The sequence below is a fragment of the Dactylosporangium vinaceum genome, from assembly GCF_019904175.1.
Taxonomy (GTDB): domain Bacteria; phylum Actinomycetota; class Actinomycetes; order Mycobacteriales; family Micromonosporaceae; genus Dactylosporangium; species Dactylosporangium vinaceum.
This window is the reverse complement of the sequence record NZ_CP061913.1, coordinates 2,504,801-2,526,607: the sequence shown is the minus strand read 5'-3', so window position 1 is coordinate 2,526,607 and position 21,807 is coordinate 2,504,801. Positions and strand designations below refer to the sequence as shown.

Genomic DNA, 21,807 nt, shown 5'->3' with positions numbered 1-21,807 from the left:
TCGTCGTCGGCGGGCGCTGTGCGCGCTCATGCAGTAGCGTGCGGATTCATGACCGGCGAAGGGCGCTCACTCGGCGACTTCGTGCGGTTCGAGCGGGCGCCCGCGCCCACTCCGGCCAGCCGGCGGCTGCGGCGGTTGATGCTGCTCACCGCGGTGGCGACGGTGGCCGTGGATGCGGTCAACCTGCAGTACTCGGCCGAGGCCGGGTTCGGGCTCGGTGTGCGCACGTTCTGGGCGGTGCTGCGCGCGCTCGGGTTCCTGTTCCTGATGCGCGAGGTGCGGTTCGGCCGGCTCACCGCCCGGCCGCTTGGCCTGATCCTCGCCGTCACCACGGTGTTCGCTTCCGCACGGCTCGTGCAGCCCAAGGAGGGCGATTTCCTGCCGCGGGTGCCGGTGCTGGCCGGACTCGTCATCGTCGGCACGCTGTGCGCGGCGGTGGTGTGGATGCTGTTCCGCTCCCCCGGCATCGACGAGCACCTGACCCGGCGCCGGCCGCGCCGGCCGGTTCCGCCGTGGGTGTTGACGTCGCGGGTGGCGGCGCTGTCGTACTCGGCGCTGATGTTCGTGCCGTGCCTCGTCGCGCTCGGCTCGCTGTTCTCGACTCCCCGGCTGCGCCCGGAGATCTCGGTGCCGCTCGTCGTGTCGTGGTTCGTCCTGGGCCTGGTGATCGGCCTGGTCACCGGCATCATCAGCTTCGTCACCCTGTTCGGGCACAGCTGGGCGCGGACGCTTCTCGGCTGCATTTCCGCATTTGTACTGCTGGTCCAGCCGACCCTGTGCTACCTGCTGTTGGGCGCGGACGGCCTCATCCGCGACGGCACGCCGATGGTGCTGGCGGCGCTCGTGTGCCTCTACGGGCTGGCCAAATCCCGCGTGTCACCCTCGGCGTAGTGTTTGATCTTGGATTCGATGAGCTCGAGGTCGGTCTGCAGCGCGGCGATGCGGTCCAGCACCTGCTGGCGATGCTCCTCCAGCATCTCCCTCCGGGTGCTGTACGTCTGCGGGCCGACCCGGCACAGCTCCGCGTAGCGGCGCATCTCCGCGATCGACATGCCCGTCGCCTTGAGCCGGGTCAGGATCCGCAGCATGCCGAGATCCTGCTCGGAGTACCTCCGATGCCCGCTTGTCGCTCTTGAAGGCGGCGCCAGCAGTCCGGCTCGCTCGTAATAGCGCAACGTGTGCGCAGTGAGGCCTGTGCGTTCGGACGCCTCGGCGATCGTGTAACTCTCCACACGTGTGACTGTATTTGACTTCGAGCGCGCTCGAAGGGGCAACGTGGGTGGCATGCAGAACAGAAACCTCGGTTCACTGACGACATCCGCGCTCGGCCTCGGCTGCATGGGCATGAGCGAGTTCTACGGCCCGGGCGACGACGCCGAGTCCGTCGCCACCATCCATCGCGCGCTCGACCTGGGCGTGACACTGCTCGACACCGCCGACATGTACGGTCCGTTCACCAACGAACAACTCGTCGGCCGGGCCATCGCCGGCCGCCGCGACGAGGTCGTGCTGGCCACCAAGTTCGGCATCCAGCGCGACGGCGGGACACGGCGCATCAACGGCCGGCCCGAGTACGTCCGGCAGGCCGTCGACGCGTCGCTGCAGCGCCTCGGCGTTGACCACATCGACCTCTACTACCAGCACCGCGTCGACCCCGCCGTGCCCGTCGAGGAGACCTGGGGCGCGCTGGCCGAAGCGGTCGCCGCGGGCAAGGTCCGCCACCTCGGCATCTCCGAGGCGTCACCGGACAGCGTCCGCCGGGCCCACGCGGTGCACCCGATCACCGCCGGGCAGTACGAGTACTCGCTGTGGACCCGCGAGCCCGACGACGAGATCATCCCGCTGTTCCGGGAGCTCGGCATCGGCCTGGTCGCGTACAGCCCGCTCGGCCGCGGCTTCCTCAGCGGCGAGATCACCAGCCCTTCGCAGTTCGGCGCCGACGACTTCCGGGCCACGAACCCGCGCTTCCAGGGCGAGAACTTCCAGAAGAACCTCGATCTGGTCGCCGAGGTGCAGCAGATCGCCGCGGCGAAGGGCGCAACCCCCGCCCAGCTGGCCCTGGCCTGGGTACTGGCCCAGGGCGACGACATCGTCCCGATCCCCGGCACCAAGCGCCGCACCTATCTGGAGCAGAACGCGGCAGCACTCGACGTCCAACTCACCGCCGACGACCTCGCCGCCATCGAGAAGCTCTCGATCGGCCGCAACGTGGCCGGCGCCCGGTACGCCGAAATGGGCTCCCTGAACAAGTGAACGCTGGCGCGGGCGGGCGGACATCCCGTACGCTCTGCCCGTGACCGCGCGCATGACGAGTTGGTGGCCCGCCTGACCAGGCGGCCCACTTCCGCGCGATGACTACCGCGGCCGCCCTTCGAGGCGGCCGCTTCGCATTTCCCGGGCACCCCCGGAGGCCGCCTCCCGACCTCCGAGGAGAAGCCCCATGAACCCGCCGTCCACACCCGACGCGCCGCCCGCGTCGAGTTCGCCGTCCACGCCCGATTCGCCGCACGCGTCGACTTCTCCGTCCACGCCGTCCAAGCTGGACTCGCCGCTTACGCCGTCCAAACTCGGCTCACCGTCCACGCTGAGTTCGCCGGCCGCGCCCGGCTTGCTGCCCACGCCTGGTTCAGCGTCCGCGTCGAGTTCGCCATCTGCGCCCGATTCACCACCCGCACCTGGTTCACCGTCCACCCCCGGTTCACCGTCCACGCCCGGTTCGCCATCTGCGTCGGGTTCACCGTCCGCGTCGGGTTCACCGTCCGCGTTGAGTTCGATGTCCGCGGCGGGTTCGCTGCCTGCTTCGGGTTCGCTGTCGGCGTTCGGTTCGTCGTTCGCATTGGGTTCGCCGTTCGCGTTGTTGCGCCGCGAGGGCCGCGACTTCGTCGAAGTGCTCACCGGGCCGGTGTCCACCGTCGACACGCTCGCGCAGATCCCGGACGAGTGCCTCGCGCTCGTGCCGTTTCGCCAGGTGCGCGAACGTGCATTCGACTGCATCGACGACGGCGCGCCGCTGTCCGTGCTGCACATCGCCGAGCGGCGTGAGGTGTCCGTTGCCGACATGCTCGCGCAGCTGCCGGACACCGCGATCGCGCTCGAGGATACACATTTCGACATCAGCGACGACGAGTACGCGTCGATCGTCGATACCGTCCTGCGCGAAGAGATCGGCCGCGGCGAGGGCTCCAACTTCGTCATCCACCGCGTGTTCGAGGCGTCGTTGCAGGGCGACGCCATGACCGCCGCGCTCACCGTCTTCCGCCGCCTGCTGACACGCGAACGTGGCGCATATTGGACGTTCGTCGTGCACACCGGTGAACGAACGCTCGTCGGCGCCACCCCGGAACGACACGTCAGCGTCGACGACGGACTGGTCATGATGAACCCGATCAGCGGCACCCTGCGCGGCGCGCCGTCCAAGCCGGCCGTCCTGGAGTTCCTCGCCGACCGCAAGGAGATCGACGAGCTGTCCATGGTGCTCGACGAGGAGCTCAAGATGATGGCCACCGTCGCCGACCTGGGCGGCCAGGTCATCGGCCCGTACCTCAAGGAGATGACCCACCTCGTCCACACCGAGTATCTGCTCGCCGGCCGCGGCTCCCGCGACGTGCGCGACGTGCTGCGCGAAACGATGTTCGCGCCCACGGTGGTCGGCAGCCCGCTCGAGAACGCCTGCCGGGTCATCGCCCGCCACGAACACCGCGGCCGCGGATACTACGGTGCCGTCCTGGCCCTGCTCGGCCGCGACACGGAGGGCCGGCCGACGCTCGACGCGCCCATCCTGATCCGCACCGCCGAAATCGACACCGCCGGACACATCCGCGTTCCGGTGGGTGCAACGCTCGTCCGGCACAGCACACCGGAGGGTGAGGTGCGCGAGACACACACCAAAGCGGCGGCTGTACTGCGAGCACTCGGCCTGGGCACCACCCCGTCCCCGGTAGACACGCCGGCCGCCGCTACGCTGGTGTCGGACCCGGAGGTGCAGGCGGCCCTGGTGGCCCGGAACGTCTCCCTGGCACCGTTCTGGCTGCAGCCCCGCGACGGTATGGCGGCCGATCCGGCACTGACCGGCCGCCACGCGCTCATCATCGACGCGGAGGACACGTTCACCGGCATGCTCGTGCATCAACTGCGCGTGCTGGGCCTTTCGACGACGCTGGTGCGGCACGACAGCGAAATCCCCGACCAGGAGTTCGACCTCGTCATCCCCGGCCCCGGCCCGGGTGACCCGCGCCAGCTCGACGATCCGAAAATCGCCCGCATGCGCCACATCGTGTCCGGCCTGCTCGAAAGCGGCCGCCCCATGCTGGCGATCTGCCTGAGCCACCAGCTCACGGCCGGCCTGCTGGGACTGCCGCTGCGCCGCAAGGCCGAGCCGTACCAGGGCATGCAGCGCGAGATCGACCTATTCGGCACTCGCACACAGGTCGGCTTCTACTCGACATTCACCGCGACCCACGAACGCTCAATCGCGACAACCGCGCATGCAGCCGCCGTGCACGAACGCGTAACCCCGACAACCGCACACGCGGCCGCCGTGCACGAACGCTCAATCGCGACAACCGCGCACCCAACCGACGTGCACGAACACGCAACCCCGACAACCGCACACGCGGCCGTCGTGCGCGAACGGACTGTGCCCGCCGGGGTGCACGAAGGGGGTGTGGCCGTCGGTGTGCGGGAAGGGGCTGTGCGCGAGCGGGCGGTGTTTGACACCGGGTACGGTCCGGTCGAGGTGGCGTTCGATGCGGAGAACGGGGATGTGCATGCGCTGCGGGGGCGGTCGTTCGTGAGCGTGCAGTTTCACCCCGAGTCGGTGCTCAGTTATGACGGGCTCGAGCTGCTCCGGCAATTTCTGACAGTTCTGTTGAGCGCTCAGGTGGGTACGTCACCGGAGTGATCGTTCGTTTTGCGCGGCTGGTGGGGCGGTTCTTCCGCGGGCGCGACCTCAATCTGCACGCGGCCGCGATCACCTTTTACGGCGGGATCGCGGTCGTGCCGGTCGGGCTGCTCGTGCTGCGGCTGGCGGCGGCGCTGGTCGGGGATGCGCGGGTGCGCCACCTGGCCGAACCGGTGGTGGCCGCCATGCCCGAGCGCATGGCGGCCGGGGCCGATGTGCTGCTCGATGCGGGCCTCGGCATGTCGTGGTGGCTGACGTTCGTCGCGCTCGTGCCGGCCACGCTCTACGGCGAGGGGCTCCGGCGCGGGCTTGGGTCGCTGTCCGGGGAGGCCGGGGGCGCGACGACGGGGTGGCTGGGCCGGCTGCTCGTCCTGCCGCTGCTCGCCTGCGGGCCGGTCCTCGTCCTCGCCCTACTGGCGGCGCTCGGTGGGCCGGCCCGGCACCTGCGCGCGGGCGGCGGGGCGGCGGTGTGGGCGGTGATCGGGAGCTTCCTGATCCTCTGGCTGTGCCTGAGCCCGGTGGTCATCCTCGTGTACCGCCTGATCGCACCCCTGCGCCCCAGCTGGGCGGTCACCACGGCGGTCGGCTCGTTCACGGCCGCCAATGTGTCAGGGTTCGCGCACGGGTTCGTGCTGTTCTGGGCGCTGCCGCTGAACCTGGGCACGCCGTTCGGCGGGCTCGACGGCGTCGGCGCGACAGTGGCCGTTGCGCTGTGGCTGTACCTCTTTCACCTGCTGACGCTCGTCGGGTACGCCGCGACGGTCCAGGCACACCGTATGGTGCTCTTGCGCAAGGCCGCACGGTCGGCAATGCTTCCGAATTAATTTCACTTCTCTTCATCGGGGAGCCGGCCAGTGGATCAGCTCTCGGCCACGGCGAGCTACGAGGTCGGCCCGCGGGACCGCCGCGCCCGGATCGCGGTCGCCGGCGCGTACCTCGTGCAGGGCTTCTGCTTCGCCGGGCTCCTCACGCAGGTCGCCACGCTGCAGAGGAAGTTCGGGTTCGACGACACGCAGCTGTCGCTGGTCCTGCTCGCCGTGCCTGTCGTGTCCGGCGTCGGCAGCGTGGTCGCGGGCCTGCTGAGCACCCGGTTCGGCAGCTCACCCGTGCTGCGGGTCGGCGGGCCCGGCGTAGCGCTGGCCATCGCGTTGACCGGCTTCGCCGCCGAGCGCTGGCACTTGTACCTCGCGCTGGTATTCGTCGGCTTCATGCTGGGCCTGGTCGACGCCACGATGAACATGCAGGGTGTGGGCGTCGAGCGGCGCTACGGCCGCCCGGTCCTCAACTCCTTCCACGCCGTCTGGAGCGCGGGTGCCATCCTCGGTGCCCTCGCCACGTCCGGCACCGCCCGGCTGCACTGGTCGATCGGCGAATCCCTGGCCACGGTCGCCGTCATCGGCGCGATCCTGGCCGTGATCGCCGGCCGGGGCCAGCTCCGCCGGTCCGAGGAGGCGCTGGAGACCCCGGCCGCCACCCAGGCCGCGGTCGAGGCGAACATCCCGTGGCGCCCGATCGTGCTGATCGGCATCGCGATGATGCTCATGTTCATCGCCGACTCGGCCGTCTCCAACTGGAGCTCCGTCTTCATCGAGAAGGCCCTGCACGCGGGGACGAGCGTCGCCGCGCTGGGCCTGGCCGCGTACCAGACGACAATGCTCTTGGGTCGTACTGCGGGCGACCGTCTCGTCAGCCGCTTCAGTCCCACTGCGGTGGTCTCGGTCGGCGGGGTGGTCGGCGGGCTGGGGCTGATCCTGGTCGCGGTGTCGAGTACGCCGGCGCTGAGCATCGCCGGTTTCGCCGTCGTCGGCCTGGGCCTTTCCCTGGTCGTCCCCCAGTCGTTCTCCGCCGCGGGCCGCCTGGACCCGGCCGGCACGGGCATCGCGATCGCGCGCGTCAACCTGTTCAACTACGTCGGCTTCATCGTCGGCGCCGGTCTGATCGGCGCGGTGGCGGAGAGCCTGTCGCTGCGCTGGGCGTTCGTGATCCCGGCCGTCCTGGCCGCCGGCATCGTGGTCCTGGCACCCGCGTTCCGCACCCACACGCCACCCGCGGACGTAGCGAACTAGCTCCCGCTCGCGGCGCGCACCAGGGCGGCCGCGGAGCCGGCGAGTCAGCTCTCGTTCGCGGCGGCCAGCACGGCCATGAGCGGGAGTGGATTGATGTAGTCGCGGTAGGACACGACGAGCCCGCCCTGGACGCGGATCACCGCGATCACGGTCTGCCGGAACGGTTCGCCGGTCCTGGTGACGCGTCCGAGCACCTCATACTCGACGATGACGACCTCGGGGTCCGCCGTTTCGTGCATGACGATTTCGCGGTACTCGTCGAAGCTCACGAGCGACCGCGCCGTTCGCTGCATGAACGCCCGGATCTCGCCCCGCCCTTGCAGCCGCCCGGGCACACCCTCCGGCCGGTACGGCCACTCGATCACAGCATCGTCGGCCAGGAGCTCGACGAACGCCTCGGCGTCTTGCCTTCGGCCCACATCGAGCACTCGCTCGACAACCTGCCGAGCCGTCAGCGTTTCCTCATGAGTGTTCATTCAACGAGCGTAGAACGAGCCGAGCGCGTCGGTCAACGGTCGTTGAACGAACTCGTGGCTTTTGCTCGTCGCTTCGCGACCGTTGGGAAGTTGCGGCACTCCAGGCGTGCCGGGGCACGAGTGGCCGAGGACCGATGCAGGGGGCGCGGGAGGCACCGAGCGACCCAGGGCCCGTGTGAGCTGCGTCCGGTGCGCGGAAGTGGCGGTCCGTGCACGAGAAGGCGGTTGTGCGCAGCGCGGCGGTCTCTACGGGAGGTGGCGGTTGCGAGAGGGAGCGGTTGCGCGAAAGTCCGTCTGGACTCCCGGCGCGTCCTGCCCTCCCGCCGCGCCCTGGCGGTCGCGAGAGGTGGCGGTCGCGAGGGGCGAGGTTGCGAGGGTGCGGTTGCGGAAGTGGCTGTCGCGAGGGGTGCGGTGCGAAGTGGCGGTTGCGAGAGTGAGAGGTTGCGGAGGCGTGGCGGTTTGTGCGGAGATGGCGGGGCGGAGGGCCGGAGGGGGTCAGTAGGCGATGTGGTCGGCGTCTGGTTCTGTGGGGACGCCCAGGAGTTCGTGGACGCCGGCTATTTGGAGTTGGCGGGTTACGAAGGGGCTGGCTCGCCAGATGACTACTCGGACGCCCTCGGCGCCGGACTCGCGTTGGGCGGCTACGAGGGCGCCTACTGCTGCTGAGTCCAGAAATGTCACGAGGCCCAGGTCTACGCGTAAAGAGCTTGGGCGGCGGTCGGTGGCGGCGGAGACGATTTCTTGACGCAGCGTGGCCGCGTTACTGTGATCGATCTCGCCGCGGACGGAGAGTACTGTCGATCCGTCCATCATCACGTTGGTGGTCACCGACATGCTCATGGTGTGCCCCAGGCTGTCACGCGAACAGCATAAGAGCACTTCCCGCCGGGCGCAGCGGGCGGCGTGCCAAGGTTCACCGGTGCGTGCGGGACGGCACACCGCATCGGCCGGTGGTGCAAGATCTTGCACGGAGCGTGTTGTAACCCGGGTTTGGGGGCGCGTACGGAGCGTGCGGGCTTCGCAGGGGGCTCATGGGGGCGGGAGCCCCCCACCCGGGGCGGGAGCGAAGCGGCCTCGGAATCCTCGGCTTGAGGCTTGTGCATTTTGCTTGTGGCTTTTGGTTCCGGCTTTTGATGTGTGGCCGGTTTTCAGAAAGCCGGTTTCGGGGGCTCGCCGGGGATGTGGTCGGGGCAGTGCAGGCGCAGTTCGCGGTAGCCGAACGGGGCGTCGACGAACCAGCAGTGGTGCGGGGTCTCGGTTCCGGGGTGGCGGTAGCCGTCGAAGAAGCGGCACGACACGCACATGCGGGTGACCGGGATGCTGCCCTGCTGTTGCAGCAGGCCGATCCGGGCGGTGACCATCCGCAGGAGGCGGGCCTGCTGGCTCTCGGACAGGCCGTCGACCTCGGAGAGCAGCTGGTCGGCCCAGTTGGCCGGGGCGGGCGTCATCGACAGGCCGCGATCGGTGGCGGCGACGCTCATGTCGCGGGCGGCGTAGGACGGGGCCGGGCGCATCTCGACCAGGCCGTCGGCGATCAAGGGTGAGAGCAGGGCCATCGTCGCCGCTACCGTCGAGCCAAGCTCGGCGGCGAGGTCGGAGAGGCGGTATTCGCGTTCGCGGCGGCCGAGCAGCAGCATGATCTGCCGGTGGGCCGGGGGCAGGCCGTGCGCGGGTGCCGGGCCGTCGACGGGGGCCATGACGGCCACCCGGACCAAGCCGGCGACGAGCTTCTGGGCCTGCGCTTCCATCGGCACTGGGCTACCTCCAGTGGCCCACATTAACTCCGCACGTCGATCAACAGGGGCGGCGACGCGAAAAACAACCTCCCGGCACATGTCAGTTTTTGCCTACAATTCGGGCAAATCGGCGTACGCTCTGCGCACCAAGTTCGGTTGCAGTGGAGGTAGCAAATGGGTGTAACGCGGGCCATCACGTCGGCGGCGGTGCTGCTGGCGGCGGTCGGTGCGGTGGAGGCGGCGGGGTCCGGGGCGGCCACGGCGGCCACCGTGGCGGCGAACGCGCGCACGACCCGGCTCGTGTTGACCGTGGCCAAGGGCGAGTCGACGGCGCCGGCGCAGCAGCGCGCGTCGCTGACCTGCCAGCCGGCCGGCGGCAGCCACAAGCAGGCCCGCACCGCGTGCGTGGAGCTGGCCAAGGTCGGCGGGCGGTTCGACCGGCTCCAGCTGGCCGGAGGCGTCTGCACCGACCAGTGGGACCCGGTGACGGTGACCGCGAGCGGCCGCTGGAAGGGGCGCAAGGTCGCGTACCGGCACACGTTCGGCAACGCGTGCACGCTCAGCACGACCACGGGCGCCGTGTTCAGCTTCTGAGCGGCGGCCTACAGACGGCCGGGCGGCTGCCGATGAGCAGGGCAGATCCGACCGTTTTGGGGGCTGAACATGCCCGGAGTGCTCTCCTGGCTCATGCCGAAGGTCAGGCTCAGCGACGCCGCGTACCGTTCGCGGCACCGCGCGCTGACCGCTGTGCTGTGGCTGCACCTTCCCGTACTCGTGGTCGTCAGCATCCTCACCGGCCACAGCGTCGTCGGCGCGCACGCGCACGGTGAGGCGTGGCTGATCTGGTGCTTCAACGCGGGTGTGCTGCTGTGCGCAATGGCCGGCGGGATGGCCCGGACGCGGCGGGGCGGGTCGGTGGCCGTGTCCATCGGCCTGCTGCTGGGCGCCATGGCGCTCGTGCACGCCGGGAACGGGCTCACCGACCTGCACTTCCACTTTTTCCTGGTGGTGGGGCTGGTGAGCCTGTACCAGGACTGGCTTCCGCTCTTTCTAGGTGTGCTGCTGGTGGGGGTGCACCATCTGGCCATCGGCATGACCATGCCGTGGATGGTGTACTCCACGCCGCTCGCCCGGGCCCACCCGGTCTGGTTCTCGCTGCTGCACATCGTGTTCGTTGTGGGCATGTGTCTGACGCAGCTGGCGTACTGGCGGTTCGCGGCCGTCGCCGAGGCGGAGGCCGACATCGCGCGGGAGCGCCTGGCCGTCGAGAACCAGGAGCAGCTGCGGGCGGCGGCCGACGGCGCGACGGCGCGCGAGGAGCAGGCCGCCGCGAACGCCGCTGAGCAGGTTGCGCGCAGTGAGCAGCTCGGCCGGCGCCTGGAGACCGTGCTCGCCGATGTGGCCGACGCCGGTGTGCGTCTGGGTGCGGAGGCCGGCTCGGCGATGGAGTCCTTCGAGTCGGCTCTGGCCGGAATGAACACCACCGTGCAGGGTGCCGTGCACGATGTGGAGGCCGCGCTCACCGACTCGAACCATGCGCGCACGGTCATCGGTGAGCTGGAGACCGCGATCGCCGATATCGCGACGGTTGCGGGGCTCATTCAGGCGGTGGCCGATCAGACGAAGCTGCTCGCGTTGAACGCCACGATCGAGGCCGCCCGGGCGGGTGAGGCCGGCAAGGGGTTCGGCGTGGTGGCCAACGAGGTCAAGGAGCTGGCCGCGCAGACCGCCGCCGCGACGAGCCGGATCGAGGCGACGGTCGGGCAGGTGGTGGCCGGGGCCACCGCCGCGGCCGGGGCCGTGGGGGGCGTTGCCGATCGGCTCGGGACGGTGGCCACCGCGCAGCGGGAGGTGGCCGCGTCTCTGCACGAACAGACGAGCCTGGCCGCGACGACGCGCAGTTCTGTGGCGGCGGCGGCGGAGAAGGTGAGCGCTACCGCGCATCAGTCGTGAGCCGCCGCCGTTTGTCGTTTCACGCGCTGATCACGTGCTGCTTGTCGTTTCACGCGCTGATCACGTGCTGCGGGCAGCGGCGTTTGTCGCTTTGTGTCGCGGTCGTCAGTTGCGGCGTCGGCGTTTGTCGTTTCACGGCTCGGTCGTGAGCACGATCTTGCCGGTTGTGGTGCCTCGCTCGCCCAGCTCGTGCGCCTTCGCGGCCTCGTTGAGCGGGAGCACCGTGTCCAGGTGTGGGCGCAGCAGCCCGCGTTCGACCAGGTCGGCGATCGCGAGCATGCCGGCGCGGTCGGCCTCGACGACCATGAACCGGGCGCGGCGGCCCTGAGCCGCGGCGATGGGGGTCAGCGCGGTCTCGGCCGGGGACGCCAGCGAGACCACGATGCCGCCGGGCCGCAGTGTGCGCAGCGATCTCGGGCCGTAGTCGCCGCCGATCGGGTCGATGACGACGTCGACGTCCGCGACCACGTCCGCGAAGTCCTCGGCCCGGTAGTCCACGACCCGGTCGGCGCCGAGTGCGCGGACGAATGCGTGCTTGGGTGCGCTTGCCGTGCCGATCACCTCGGCGCCGAGTGCCTTGGCAATCTGCACCGCGACGTGGCCGACTCCGCCGGCGGCGGCGTGGACGAGCACCCGCTGGCCGGGCTGGACCTCGGCCACGTCGACGAGCGCCTGCCAGGCGGTGAGCGCCACGAGCGGTAGGGCGGCCGCCTCCTCGTGTGACAGCGCGGCCGGCTTGCGGGCCAGGTGGCGGGCGGGGGAGACGACGAACTCGGCGTACGTCCCGGCCGGCTCCGGCTGGCGCGGCATGCCGAACACCTCGTCGCCGGGTGCGAACAGCGTCACGCCGGGGCCGATCGCCGCGACCACGCCCGACACGTCCCAGCCGAGCGGGACGATCCGGCCTTGGAGCCCGCCGCTCGCGCGGTGCCAGAAGTCGGTCGGGTTGACGCTTGTTGCACGAACGTGCACGAGGACTTGCGCGAATCCGGCCGTGGGCTGGTCCTTGTCGACAACGTGCAGCACTTCCGGGCCGCCGAACATGTCCTGAGCGATCGCTTTCATGTGCACGATCGTGTCCGTTTGTGTCCGGTCGCTCGAGTGGCTGGATCGCCAACATGTGAAAAAATCCGGCCATGCCTGCTCACCGTGTCGTCGTGCTGGCGGTCGACGGCGTCTATCCGTTCGAGATGACCATTCCCAAACGCATCTTCGGTACCGCGGGAGCGCCGGACGGCACCCCGCTGTACGAGGTGCTCACCTGCGGGGTGCACGCCGGACCCGGCCCCGGCACGGTGCGCACGGATGCCGACTTCGCGGTGGCTGTCGAGCACGGCCCGGAGCTGCTGTCCACGGCCGACACCGTCGTCATCCCGCCGTTCGTGGGCTGCTCCGACGACTCCGGCGATCAGTGGCTGCCCGCCTCGCTCAAGGACGCGCTCGCCCGGGTCGCGCCAGGTGTGCGCATCGTGTCGATGTGCACGGCCGCGTTCGCCCTCGCCGCCGCCGGTCGCCTCGACGGACGCCCGGCCACGACCCACTGGAACCGCGCCGAGCAGTTCCGGGCCGCATTCCCTGACGTCGAACTGCGCCCGGACGTCCTGTTCGTGGACGACGGTGACGTGCTCACCGCGGCCGGGGTGGCCGCGGGCGTGGACCTGTGCCTGCACCTTGTCCGCCGCGACCACGGCAGCGAGGTGGCGAACCGGGTCGCCCGCCTGTGCATCGTTCCGCCGTGGCGCGATGGGGGGCAGGCGCAGTACGTCGAGCAGCCTGTGCCGTCGTCCGAGTCGGCGGGGACGGCGGAGGTGCGGGAGTGGGCGTTGGAGCGGCTGCACGAACCGCTGACACTTGCCGCTTTGGCCGGGCGGGCGCGGATGAGCGTGCGCACGTTCAGCCGCCGGTTCCGCGGGGAGGTCGGGTTGACGCCGTTGCAGTGGGTGACCGCTCAGCGGGTGGCGTATGCGCGGAAGCTGCTGGAGACCACCGACTGGCCGGTCGATCGGGTGGCCGCTTCCGCGGGCTTCGGGACCGGGGCCTCACTGCGGCTGCATCTGCACACCAACCTGGGCGTCTCGCCTATGGCTTATCGGTCGACGTTTCGCTCGGGCCGGCAGGAGCGCTCGATTCCGGCCGGCTGAGTTACGAGTGACGCCTGCTCCCCCGCGTGCTTGGGGGGTCGTGACCGGCCGGGGCAGGAGCGGCCTTATCTCGGTGTGGCCTTTCGGGAATCAGCCTCATCCGGGGCTGACGCGCCCGGGGCAGATGGGCTTGGCGCGGTCGGGCCTGAAGCGGTCGAGCCTGGGGCAGACGGGCTGAGGGCGGTTGGGGATGGAGCGGGTGCGCCGGGGCCAGATGGGCTTGGCGCGGCTGGGGTTGGAGCGGTGGGGTCCGGTGGTTGCGGGTTCGGGTGCGGGTCGGCGCCGGTCAGGCGGTGGAAGACCGGGCGGAGGAGGTCGATGATGGCGTCGGGGTCGGCGGTTTCGAGGCCGCCGAGCTTCAGGAGGTAGCGCTCGATCAGGATGCCGTGGGTGATCGCGCCGATGATGCCGGCCCGGAGCTGGGCGTCGTCGCCGCCGATTGCGCTCGTCAGGCTGTCCAGCCGGGGGGCGGCGGCGGCGCGCAAGCCCTCTTCGGCGCCGTCGTGGGTGAGCATGGAGCGCAGCACGGCCAGTGACCCGACCGGCTCGTCGCGCAGCCGCCGGGCCAGTGAGGCGAGCAGTTGTTCGGCCACCTCGTCGGGTGCGCCGGACGGGGCCGGCTCGGCCCGCAGCTCCGCGGCCTGCGTGAACAGCTCGACCTTCGAGCCGAAGTAGTGCATGACCAGCCCGGCGTCGACACCGGCGGCGGCGGCGACGGCGCGGATGGTGGTCCGTTCGTAGCCGACGTCGGCGAACATGCGCTTGGCCGCTTCCAGGATCCGGGCCTCGGTGTTGCGGCGCTGCTCGGCACGGGTGGGCATCGGGCCATTCTACGGACGTTGAACTGCGCCCCCGCGATCTGCCGCGCTACGGACGGGCTGGTGGTAGCTCACTCCGCCGCGGGCCGGGACTCGTCGTCCGCACCACGGTCGTCGTCCGCACCACGGTCGTCGACGGCACCACCTCGCTCGTCGTTCGCACCGCGCGATGCCGAGCGAGCGATCTTTCGTATGCGGATGGCCGTGCGTGCAATAGCCCTATCCGCATCCGCATCGAAGCTCCTAAAACCCGCGTAACGGATATAAACGCCGTCGGGGTATAAGTCCGAAATGTCGCGACGCGCAGCGCCCGAGATTTCGTCGCCGCAAGAGCACACCGAAACAAGCGGGGCGGTGAGCTGCGCGTATCCCTGAGTCGCGCTTGAAACAGTGCGAGACGGGCGGTGCAGAAGGGCGAAAGTTACGCGTTCGAGGCGTCTGAGGCACTCGGGGCCGGGACCGCGCCGGCCTGGACCGGGGGTTCGTAGCGCTTCGGGGCCGGGCGGACGTCGTCGTGGGGGAAGACCCAGACGCGGTAGGCCCACAGGCGGAAGACCATGGCCACGGCGACGCCGATGACCATGCCGAAGATGAAGTCCGACAGTTCCTCGGCGGCGGCGCTGATGTTCGGCTTGTGCAGGCCGAACACGTACTGCGCCACCCACAGCGGAGCCGAGTTCAGGATGACGCCGATGCCGTTGGCCACGAAGAAGAGGAGCATTTCGTGGTGGCGGCGGCGGCCGCCGCGGGTGCGGAAGGACCACTCGCGGTTGAGGAAGTACGAGACCACCGTGGCCACGACATTGGCGATCGTCAGCGCGGTGACCGGCTTCTCCTCGAAGACCGTGAACCGGAGGCCGTAGTTGAGGACCAGGCTGACCACGTAGCAAAGACCGCCGACGATGATGAACTTCACCGTCTCGCGCTTCTTCCGCAGCAGCTCCGCTACTTGCCTCGGCAGCAGATTGAGGGTCCGGTCTGTAAGCCGCATCGCGGCGACTATACCCGGCCAACCTTGCGATACGCGCGCCTGCGTCACGGAATCTTCATGCGAAACTGTCAGCGACCGGACGTGCACGCTGACGTCGCCGGTGCGATGTTCACCGTCTCGTTGACCGGTCCTAACACGACGCAGTATGCGCCGGCCGGGTCGATGTCCTTCACCACGTAGCGTGACGTGCCCGGCGGCACCGTCCCCAGCACCGTCGCCGGCGCACCGGCGCGCGAGAGGGCCACCACGACGCTTACCGGCAGTGCGGCCCAGGTGACGACCAGCTCACGCCCGCCCGGCTGGACCTTCAGGTCACGCACCACGAACGCCGGCACTTCCGACCCCCCAGACAAATCTCCCCCTCCGACCGTCGACGCCGTCGCCGGTAAGACGGCCACTGAAGCGCCCGGTGCGGCGACCGGCGGAGCGCTCGGCGGCGAACCGTCCCGCAGAAGGAGGAAGCCGGCCGTCACCCCAGCCCCGACCACCAGCACGGCCACCAGCGAGATCAACGGCCACATCACGCGCGCCGACGAAGGCGAGGAGGCCGAAGAAGACGAGGAGGCCGCGGAAGGCGAGGGCGAAACAGGCGCCGGGCCCGGAGGAGGCGAGGAGGCCGCGGGAGGTGGAGCCGAGCGAGGCGCAGGAGCGGGCGGCGGCACCACGGGGTCGACCACCACCGGCGTCGGGATCACCGAGATCGGCGCGGACGGCATGGGCGGTTCGACGGCGGCCAGCTCCCACTCGACCGCCTTCGTGAACGGATGCCGGGTCCCGAGCCGCGCCCGCGCCGCCGCATGCGCGAGCGTGAACAGTCGACGAGCCTGCAGAACATCGCCGCTCTGGTACTGCAACGCCGCCAGCTCCGCCGCGATGCGAATGGTGTCGAGGTCCTCCGCGCCGTACTCGCGGCGGTGGATGACGTACGCCGCGTTCAGCATCGCCAGCGCCAGGCCCGTCTCGCCGCGGTCGCGCTGGAGGAGGGCCAGGTTGACCCGGGCCAGGCGCACGGCGCGGCAGCAGGGATCGGTGCCGTCCTCGTCGATGCCGCTGTCGAGCACCCGGTGGTACAGCCGCTCGGCCTCGTCCCACTCGTCGTGGTCGTGGCGCACCGCGGCGAGCACGGCCACGGCGTGGACCGTGCGCGGGTCGATCTGGCCGTAGCGGCGCTCGGCCTGGGCGGCGACCGCCTCGGCGAGGTCGTAGGCGGCGTCGAGCTCCCCCAGCTCGCGCAGCACCTCGGCCAGCAGCCGGCGGGCGGTCAGCCGGTCGTCGTCGGACAGACCGGGCTCGTCGAGCAACCGCTGGACCTCGGCGCGGGCTCCCGGGAAGTCCCAGCCGACGACGAGCCGCTCGATCGCGTCCAAACTCTCGGTGACATCGACAGCACTCACAGCATCCCTCCGCTCCCGAGAGCTTAGGGATGCCGGTGACCCAACGCCAGACTTCGATCACGCAAAGATTCGGCGATGGCATCGGCTCCGGCAGCCTGCCACGTCGCTGCCGGAGCCGAGCCGTCCGCGTTACCGCGTCAAGCCGCGGGCGCCGCACACTTCCAAGGTTCGGCCGGAACCTCGGGGCCTTAAGGGAATTCGCCCAACCCGGTTCGGCCCCGCCCCGCGGGCAGCCGCACCGGACCGAGGGCCCGAATCAGCCGAGCATCCGCTGGTAGAGGGCCAGGTAGTCGTCCACCATGCGGTCGGCCGAGAAGCGCTCCAGCGCGCGGGCGCGGACCCGGGCCCGGTCCAGCTTCAGCGCGTCGTCGAGCACCGCGGCCGCGCTGAAGGCGTCCGGGGCGAGATACCCGGTGACACCCTCGTCGACGATCTCGGGCATCGAGCCGAGCGGATAGGCGATGACGGGGGTACCGCAGGCCATCGCCTCCACGACCGACAGCCCGAACGGCTCGGCGAACCCGATCGGGTGCAGCAAGGCGGCGGCCGAGCCCAGGATCTCGGCGCGCTCCGCGGGGCCGACGTTGCCCCCGTAGACGATCTGCTCGCCGTCGATGTGGGGCAGCACCTGCTCGGCGTGGTACACCTCGTCGTGCACGGGGCCGCAGATCAGCAGGCGGCGGCCGGTCGCGCGGGCGATCTTCACGGCCTCCGCGGTGCCCTTGTCGGGGTGGATGCGCCCGAACGCGACGAGGGTCTCGCCCGCCTCCGCGCGGAACGGGAACTGCGCCACGTCGATGCCGTGGTAGATCGTCGCGGCGTAGTCGAGGCCGGGGCCGCGATCGGCGTCGGATATGGACACGTACTGCGACCGGGCGCGCTGATAGGCCGGGAGAATGGCTGTCGAGCAGAATCCGTGGACCGTCGTCAGCAGGCGGGTACCGCAGAAATCGCTCATCGCCAACGGCAGCCAGTCGAGGTTGTTGTGCACGATGTCGAACTCCGCGCTGCGCCGGTAGCAGTGCGCGATGTGGATCGCCTCCCAGACCCGCCCGTCGTAGGAGCCGTCCTCGTTGTAGGGGTGCGCGACGACGCCGTCGAGGCGGGCCGTGGTCACCGAGTCGAGGCTCGCGAAGAGCGTGACGTCGACGCCGCGGGCGACCAGGCCCTCGGCCAGCAGCGACACGACCTGCTCCCAGGGTCCGTAGGCCCGCGGGGGCGTACGCCACGCGATGGGTCCGAGCAGCGCGACCTTCATCGGGCCAACCGTCATGTCGCGCTCCCTACCCGCACGCTCCCGCGCGAATCCTCACGAAAATGCCCGAACTGCCGATACCACCTGATGAACATAACGGACAAAACGGCAAGCGTGGGGAGACCATGGCCGGATGGCGCTGGTACGCGGGCCTCGGGCTCGGGGCCGTCGCCGCCGGAGGGTTCCTGCCGGTACTCGCGCGGCAGGGACTGTACACGCTCATCGGGGTTGCGGCCGCGATCGCGGTGACCGCCGGTGTGCGCCGGTTCCGGCCCGAGGAGCGCCGCAGCTGGGCGTACTTCGCGGCCGGGCTCTGGTGCTCGGTGGGCGCGGCTGTCGTCTACGCCCTGCAGTACACGATCACCGGGCATTCGACGACACCCGGCTGGAAGGACCTGCCGTACCTGGGCTCGTACGTCTGCATGGCCCTCGGCACGCTGCGCTGGGTGCGCCCGGACCCGGCGCGGCCGCGCGCCGAGCGGTTCATCGACTCGGGGATCGTCGCCTCCGGCGTGGCCGTGCTCGCCTGGACGTTCATCGTGCACCCGCTGCTGTTCGTGCGGCATGTGGACGCCGGGCCGGCGATCAGCCACGTGACGTACATTTCGATCGATCTTGCGCTCGTGGTGCTCACGGCGCGCATGATGTTCACCGCGAGCGTGCGCAGCCCCGCACACGCGCTGGTGTCCTCGGCGATCACCACGGTCATCGCCGGCGACGTCGTCTACTACGCCGCGCTCGCGTGGACGGGCCGGCCGGGCGGGGACAGCGCGTCGACGTCGCTGTACCTGTGCGCGTACACCCTGATCGGCACGGCCGCACTCCACCCGTCGATGGCCGCCGCGGCGGGCCGGCCCGAGCGTTCGCAGCTGGTCATCCCCCGCCACCGGGTCTGGCTGTACTCCGTGCTTGCCCTTGTCGGACCGGTCGTCGTCATCGCCATGCTGCTGGCCGTGCGGCCGCTGCCGTCGCGCTGGTGGGTGCTCGTGCCCCTGGCCACGTCGGTGGTCACGTCGATCCTGCTCATCGCCCGGCTCAGCCAGCTCGTCCGCTTCGCCAACCGCCGCGTCGCCGAGCTCGACGCGCACGCCGTCGCGCTGGGCGAGGCGCTGCGCGAACAGGACGCGTTGCGACAGCAACTGACCCACCGCGCACTGCACGACGCGCTCACCGGCCTGGGCAATCGCGCACTGCTGCAGGAGCGGCTCGAACATTCGCTCACCCGCACGCACGCCACGCACGGCCTGCTGCTGCTCGATCTGGACGGGTTCAAGGACGTCAACGACTCGTACGGCCACCCGACCGGCGACGCACTGCTCATCGAGGTGGCGGCCCGGCTGGTCGGGGTCGTCGCGGCGTCCGACACGCTCGCGCGCCTCGGCGGCGACGAGTTCGCGATCCTCATGGAGGACGCCGACGCGGCCCGGGTCACCGCGGCCGGCCGGCAGGTGATCGACGACATCGGGCAGCCGTTCCTCGTGCACGAGCGCGAGCTGTCGGTCACCGCCAGCGTCGGCTCCCTGCTGTTCGCCGCCCCCACGACGCCGTCGGAGGCGCTGCGCAACGCCGACCTGGCCCTCTACGCGGCAAAGGAGGCCGGCAAGAACCGCCTCGCCGTCTACGAGGAGCGGCTGGCCGTGGAGCGCACCGAGCACATGCGCATCGCCGCCGACCTGCGCCGGGCCATCGCCAACGCGGAGTTCACCGTCAACTATCAGCCGGTGGTCGACCTGGCCACCGGGCGGGTGACGGCGGTCGAGGCGCTCCTGCGCTGGTCGCGCGGCGGCGTCGCGGTGCCGCCGCTGGAGTTCGTGCCCATCGCCGAGCAGTACGGGCTCATCGTGCCCATCGGCGCCTGGGTCCTGCAGCAGGCGTGCCGGGACGCGCGCGCGTGGTACGACAGGTTCGGCATCTCGGTCACCGTCAACGTCTCCGGCCGCCAGCTGCGCGAGGCCGACTTCGCCGACACCGTTATCGCCGCCCTCGACGCGGCCGGGCTGCCCGGGGCGGCGCTGATCCTGGAGATCACCGAGACGGTGCTGGTGTCGGCCGAAGCCGACGACGTGACGGAGCTGCTGTTCCGGCTGCGCGCAGAGGGCGTGCGCATCGCCGTCGACGACTTCGGCACCGGCTACTCGTCCCTGTCCTACCTGCGCCACCTGCCCGTCGACATTCTCAAGATCGACCGGGCGTTCACACCCGGCGGCGAGGTCGCCGAGGAGCTGGCCTTCACCCGCGCGATCGTCGAGCTCGGCAACAGCCTGCACCTGTCGTCGATCGCCGAGGCCGTCGAGACCCCGGAGCAGGCCGAGCGCCTGCGCCAGCTGGACTGCCCGCAGGCGCAGGGGTACCACTTCTCCCGGCCCCTGCCCGCGGCCGACCTCGACGCCGTGCTCACCGAGTCCGGCGGTGTGCTGCGCGGGACTACACCTTCCGCAGCAGCCGGTGCTCCTTGACGACAGGGACCGACAGGGTCTTGTACCCGACCTGCTCGAACAGCACCGTCATCTGCTCGCCCGCATAGGACAGCACCACGCCCTTGCCCCACTCCCCGTGCCGGACCTCGGCGTGGATCGGGAACGGCGCCTCGTCGGCCGCCGCGAGCCCTTCCGCGGCGCTGCCGTCGGTGCAGTTGTCGCAGTGCTCGCACGTGCCCTCGAGGTGCTCCCCGAAGTACGCGAGCAGCGTGCGCCCGCGGCACTGCTGGGTCTCGGCGAAGTTGCGCATCATGTCCAGCCGCGACCGGCTGACCGTCTGCTGGCGCTCGGCCTGGGCCTCCACCAGCTCGGCCGCCTTCGCCGGGGCCGGCGCCCAGCGCGGGGCCTTGACCTTACCGCCGTGGAGCATGCGGGCGCCGCCGACCTCCTCCAGCAGGCCGAGCAGCTGCCCGAGCTTGCGCTCCCCCAGCCCGGTCTGCTCCTCCAGCTCGCCGCGGGTCAGTGGCTCCTTCGCCGAGCGCAGCAGCGCCGCGAGCGAGGCGACCTCCTCCTTGTCGACGGAGACGTTGCTGAAGAACTTCCGCAGACCCGTGTCCTCGGTACGGTGCAGCAGCAGGACGTGCGCCGGTTGCCCGTCGCGTCCGGCGCGGCCGATCTCCTGCAGGTAGGAGTCCGGGGAGTCGGGCAGGGAGACGTGGTTGACCCAGCGGATGTTGGGCTTGTCGATGCCCATGCCGAACGCCGTCGTCGCGACCATGATCGGGACCTCGTCGGCCAGGAACGCCTCGTGCGCCCGCTCCCGGTCGCCCGCGCTCATCCCGCCGTGGTACGCGACGGCCTTCAGGCCCTCCTGGGACAGGCGCTCGGCCAGCTCCTCGGTGGCCCGGCGGGTCGGGGCGTAGACGATGCCGGGCATCTCGGACTCCTGAATCCGGGAGACCAGGCGCCGGTAGCGGATCTCCTCGTCGGCGCAGTGGACCGACTCGAGGTACAAATTGGGGCGGTCCAGACCCATGACGACGACTTCGGGGTCGCGCAGGCCAAGGCGGTCGATGATGTCCTCGCGCACCGGCGGCGAGGCGGTCGCGGTAAGCGCGACGATGGGCGGGCGGCCGAGCTCCCGGATGAACTGGCCGAGCTGGAGGTAGTCCGGGCGGAAGTCGTGCCCCCAGGCCGACACGCAGTGCGCCTCGTCCACCGCGACCAGGCTCGGCTTGAGCGCCTTGATCTGGGCCACCCGGGCCGGGTCGGCGAACTGCTCGGGCGTCAGGAACACGAACTCGGCGTCGCCCTTGCGCAGCGACTCCAGCGCCTCCTCGCGCTCCGTCTTGCCCTCGGCGGAGGAGAGCCGGACCGCGACCAGGTCCTCGTGGTTGCGCGCGGTCAGCGACGAGATCTGGTCCTGCTGGAGCGCGAGCAGTGGGGAGACGACGATCGTCGGCCCCGGCAGCAGCGGCGCCGGCACCTGGTAGATCGCCGACTTGCCGGCCCCGGTCGGCAGCACCGCGAGCGCGTCCCGGCCGGCCATGAGGGCCTCCATGGCCCGCAGCTGCTCGTCGCGCAGCCGCTCCCATCCGAAACTCTCGCTCGCGACCCGCCGCAGTTCTTCCGCACTCATGGCGCCTCAGTACCAACTTTC

The 21,807-nt window shown here is 70.6% G+C and carries 20 protein-coding genes; 9 read left to right on the top strand and 11 right to left on the bottom strand.

Features of this window, described 5'->3' with window-relative positions; all coding sequences use genetic code 11:
- Positions 1-48 precede the first annotated feature (48 nt).
- Complete coding sequence (locus tag Dvina_RS11055; RefSeq protein WP_246656149.1) at positions 49-891, top strand: hypothetical protein; 843 nt, start codon at positions 49-51, stop codon at positions 889-891.
- On the opposite strand, the gene Dvina_RS11050 is transcribed toward Dvina_RS11055, so the two are convergent.
- Positions 852-1,286 (bottom strand): MerR family transcriptional regulator, encoded by a 435-nt coding sequence (locus Dvina_RS11050; protein WP_223102360.1) that lies wholly within the window; start codon positions 1,284-1,286, stop codon positions 852-854. The genes Dvina_RS11055 and Dvina_RS11050 overlap by 40 nt on opposite strands.
- Between Dvina_RS11050 and Dvina_RS11045 the strand changes: the two genes are divergently transcribed.
- Complete coding sequence (locus tag Dvina_RS11045; RefSeq protein WP_223102359.1) at positions 1,285-2,253, top strand: aldo/keto reductase; 969 nt, start codon at positions 1,285-1,287, stop codon at positions 2,251-2,253. The two genes, Dvina_RS11050 and Dvina_RS11045, sit on opposite strands and share 2 nt — an antisense overlap.
- Positions 2,254-2,355: 102 nt before the next feature.
- Here Dvina_RS11045 and Dvina_RS54130 read toward each other — a convergent pair whose 3' ends face one another.
- Positions 2,356-2,910: a collagen-like domain-containing protein gene (locus Dvina_RS54130; RefSeq protein ID WP_246656719.1), complete on the bottom strand. Its 555-nt coding sequence runs from the start codon at positions 2,908-2,910 to the stop codon at positions 2,356-2,358.
- On the opposite strand from Dvina_RS54130, the gene Dvina_RS11035 reads away from it, so the two are divergent.
- From Dvina_RS11035 to Dvina_RS11025, 3 genes are read left to right on the top strand one after another with little or no spacing between them, the layout of a single operon-like run.
- The gene (locus tag Dvina_RS11035; protein ID WP_343217156.1) at positions 2,903-4,900 is read left to right on the top strand and encodes an anthranilate synthase family protein; all 1,998 of its coding nucleotides are present in this window, start codon (positions 2,903-2,905) and stop codon (positions 4,898-4,900) included. The genes Dvina_RS54130 and Dvina_RS11035 overlap by 8 nt on opposite strands.
- A complete protein-coding gene (locus tag Dvina_RS11030) occupies positions 4,897-5,724 on the top strand; it encodes a YhjD/YihY/BrkB family envelope integrity protein (protein WP_223102356.1) in 828 nt (275 codons plus the stop codon). The genes Dvina_RS11035 and Dvina_RS11030 overlap by 4 nt, the downstream gene beginning before the upstream one ends.
- Before the next feature lie 30 nt (positions 5,725-5,754).
- On the top strand, positions 5,755-6,966 hold the full coding sequence (locus tag Dvina_RS11025; RefSeq protein ID WP_223102355.1) for an MFS transporter: 1,212 nt from the start codon (positions 5,755-5,757) through the stop codon (positions 6,964-6,966).
- A 44-nt stretch (positions 6,967-7,010) separates the two neighbouring features.
- Here the strand turns inward: Dvina_RS11025 and Dvina_RS11020 are convergent, their stop codons facing one another.
- From Dvina_RS11020 to Dvina_RS11010, 3 genes are all read right to left on the bottom strand, one after another.
- Positions 7,011-7,442: a nuclear transport factor 2 family protein gene (locus tag Dvina_RS11020; RefSeq protein WP_223102354.1), complete on the bottom strand. Its 432-nt coding sequence runs from the start codon at positions 7,440-7,442 to the stop codon at positions 7,011-7,013.
- Positions 7,443-7,937: 495 nt separating this feature from the next.
- Positions 7,938-8,276, bottom strand: a complete 339-nt coding sequence (locus Dvina_RS11015; RefSeq protein WP_223102353.1) for an STAS domain-containing protein — start codon at positions 8,274-8,276, stop codon at positions 7,938-7,940.
- Between the two features lie 314 nt (positions 8,277-8,590).
- Positions 8,591-9,196, bottom strand: a complete 606-nt coding sequence (locus Dvina_RS11010; RefSeq protein ID WP_223102352.1) for a MarR family winged helix-turn-helix transcriptional regulator — start codon at positions 9,194-9,196, stop codon at positions 8,591-8,593.
- Positions 9,197-9,352: 156 nt separating this feature from the next.
- Between Dvina_RS11010 and Dvina_RS11005 the strand changes: the two genes are divergently transcribed.
- Together Dvina_RS11005 and Dvina_RS11000 are read left to right on the top strand one after the other, a co-directional pair.
- Positions 9,353-9,772, top strand: a complete 420-nt coding sequence (locus tag Dvina_RS11005; RefSeq protein WP_223102351.1) for an SSI family serine proteinase inhibitor — start codon at positions 9,353-9,355, stop codon at positions 9,770-9,772.
- 69 nt (positions 9,773-9,841) lie between these two features.
- Positions 9,842-11,131, top strand: a complete 1,290-nt coding sequence (locus tag Dvina_RS11000) for a methyl-accepting chemotaxis protein (RefSeq protein ID WP_223102350.1) — start codon at positions 9,842-9,844, stop codon at positions 11,129-11,131.
- Between the two features lie 132 nt (positions 11,132-11,263).
- Here the strand turns inward: Dvina_RS11000 and Dvina_RS10995 are convergent, their stop codons facing one another.
- Positions 11,264-12,196 carry an NADP-dependent oxidoreductase gene (locus tag Dvina_RS10995; RefSeq protein WP_223102349.1) on the bottom strand — a complete coding sequence of 311 codons (933 nt, stop codon included), beginning with the start codon at positions 12,194-12,196 and terminating at the stop codon, positions 11,264-11,266.
- A gap of 71 nt (positions 12,197-12,267) precedes the next feature.
- Between Dvina_RS10995 and Dvina_RS10990 the strand changes: the two genes are divergently transcribed.
- On the top strand, positions 12,268-13,272 hold the full coding sequence (locus tag Dvina_RS10990) for a GlxA family transcriptional regulator (RefSeq protein WP_223102348.1): 1,005 nt from the start codon (positions 12,268-12,270) through the stop codon (positions 13,270-13,272).
- 65 nt (positions 13,273-13,337) lie between these two features.
- Here Dvina_RS10990 and Dvina_RS10985 read toward each other — a convergent pair whose 3' ends face one another.
- The 4 genes from Dvina_RS10985 to Dvina_RS10970 form a co-directional block, all read right to left on the bottom strand.
- The gene (locus tag Dvina_RS10985) at positions 13,338-14,093 is read right to left on the bottom strand and encodes a TetR/AcrR family transcriptional regulator (protein WP_246656148.1); all 756 of its coding nucleotides are present in this window, start codon (positions 14,091-14,093) and stop codon (positions 13,338-13,340) included.
- A gap of 418 nt (positions 14,094-14,511) precedes the next feature.
- Positions 14,512-15,081: a GtrA family protein gene (locus tag Dvina_RS10980; RefSeq protein WP_223102347.1), complete on the bottom strand. Its 570-nt coding sequence runs from the start codon at positions 15,079-15,081 to the stop codon at positions 14,512-14,514.
- Between the two features lie 68 nt (positions 15,082-15,149).
- Positions 15,150-16,475 (bottom strand): tetratricopeptide repeat protein, encoded by a 1,326-nt coding sequence (locus Dvina_RS10975; protein WP_223102346.1) that lies wholly within the window; start codon positions 16,473-16,475, stop codon positions 15,150-15,152.
- A 256-nt stretch (positions 16,476-16,731) separates the two neighbouring features.
- Positions 16,732-17,748, bottom strand: a complete 1,017-nt coding sequence (locus Dvina_RS10970) for a glycosyltransferase family 4 protein (RefSeq protein ID WP_246656147.1) — start codon at positions 17,746-17,748, stop codon at positions 16,732-16,734.
- A gap of 107 nt (positions 17,749-17,855) precedes the next feature.
- Between Dvina_RS10970 and Dvina_RS10965 the strand changes: the two genes are divergently transcribed.
- Positions 17,856-20,186, top strand: coding sequence for a putative bifunctional diguanylate cyclase/phosphodiesterase (locus Dvina_RS10965; protein WP_223102345.1), 2,331 nt, complete (start codon positions 17,856-17,858; stop codon positions 20,184-20,186).
- Here the strand turns inward: Dvina_RS10965 and Dvina_RS10960 are convergent.
- The gene (locus Dvina_RS10960; RefSeq protein WP_223102344.1) at positions 20,155-21,786 is read right to left on the bottom strand and encodes a RecQ family ATP-dependent DNA helicase; all 1,632 of its coding nucleotides are present in this window, start codon (positions 21,784-21,786) and stop codon (positions 20,155-20,157) included. The two genes, Dvina_RS10965 and Dvina_RS10960, sit on opposite strands and share 32 nt — an antisense overlap.
- Between the last annotated feature and the right edge of the window lie 21 nt (positions 21,787-21,807).

What these genes read in the sequence shown, in the direction of transcription:
- Dvina_RS11055 (WP_246656149.1), top strand. Translation starts at nt 49, where the DNA reads ATGACCGGCGAAGGGCGCTCACTCGGCGACTTCGTGCGGTTCGAGCGG.
- Dvina_RS11045 (WP_223102359.1), top strand. Translation starts at nt 1,285, where the DNA reads ATGCAGAACAGAAACCTCGGTTCACTGACGACATCCGCGCTCGGCCTC.
- Dvina_RS11050 (WP_223102360.1), bottom strand. Translation starts at nt 1,286, where the DNA reads ATGCCACCCACGTTGCCCCTTCGAGCGCGCTCGAAGTCAAATACAGTC.
- Dvina_RS11020 (WP_223102354.1), bottom strand. Translation starts at nt 7,442, where the DNA reads ATGAACACTCATGAGGAAACGCTGACGGCTCGGCAGGTTGTCGAGCGA.
- Dvina_RS11015 (WP_223102353.1), bottom strand. Translation starts at nt 8,276, where the DNA reads ATGTCGGTGACCACCAACGTGATGATGGACGGATCGACAGTACTCTCC.
- Dvina_RS11005 (WP_223102351.1), top strand. Translation starts at nt 9,353, where the DNA reads ATGGGTGTAACGCGGGCCATCACGTCGGCGGCGGTGCTGCTGGCGGCG.
- Dvina_RS11000 (WP_223102350.1), top strand. Translation starts at nt 9,842, where the DNA reads ATGCCCGGAGTGCTCTCCTGGCTCATGCCGAAGGTCAGGCTCAGCGAC.
- Dvina_RS10995 (WP_223102349.1), bottom strand. Translation starts at nt 12,196, where the DNA reads ATGAAAGCGATCGCTCAGGACATGTTCGGCGGCCCGGAAGTGCTGCAC.
- Dvina_RS10990 (WP_223102348.1), top strand. Translation starts at nt 12,268, where the DNA reads ATGCCTGCTCACCGTGTCGTCGTGCTGGCGGTCGACGGCGTCTATCCG.
- Dvina_RS10985 (WP_246656148.1), bottom strand. Translation starts at nt 14,093, where the DNA reads ATGCCCACCCGTGCCGAGCAGCGCCGCAACACCGAGGCCCGGATCCTG.
- Dvina_RS10980 (WP_223102347.1), bottom strand. Translation starts at nt 15,081, where the DNA reads ATGCGGCTTACAGACCGGACCCTCAATCTGCTGCCGAGGCAAGTAGCG.
- Dvina_RS10970 (WP_246656147.1), bottom strand. Translation starts at nt 17,748, where the DNA reads ATGACGGTTGGCCCGATGAAGGTCGCGCTGCTCGGACCCATCGCGTGG.
- Dvina_RS10965 (WP_223102345.1), top strand. Translation starts at nt 17,856, where the DNA reads ATGGCCGGATGGCGCTGGTACGCGGGCCTCGGGCTCGGGGCCGTCGCC.
- Dvina_RS10960 (WP_223102344.1), bottom strand. Translation starts at nt 21,786, where the DNA reads ATGAGTGCGGAAGAACTGCGGCGGGTCGCGAGCGAGAGTTTCGGATGG.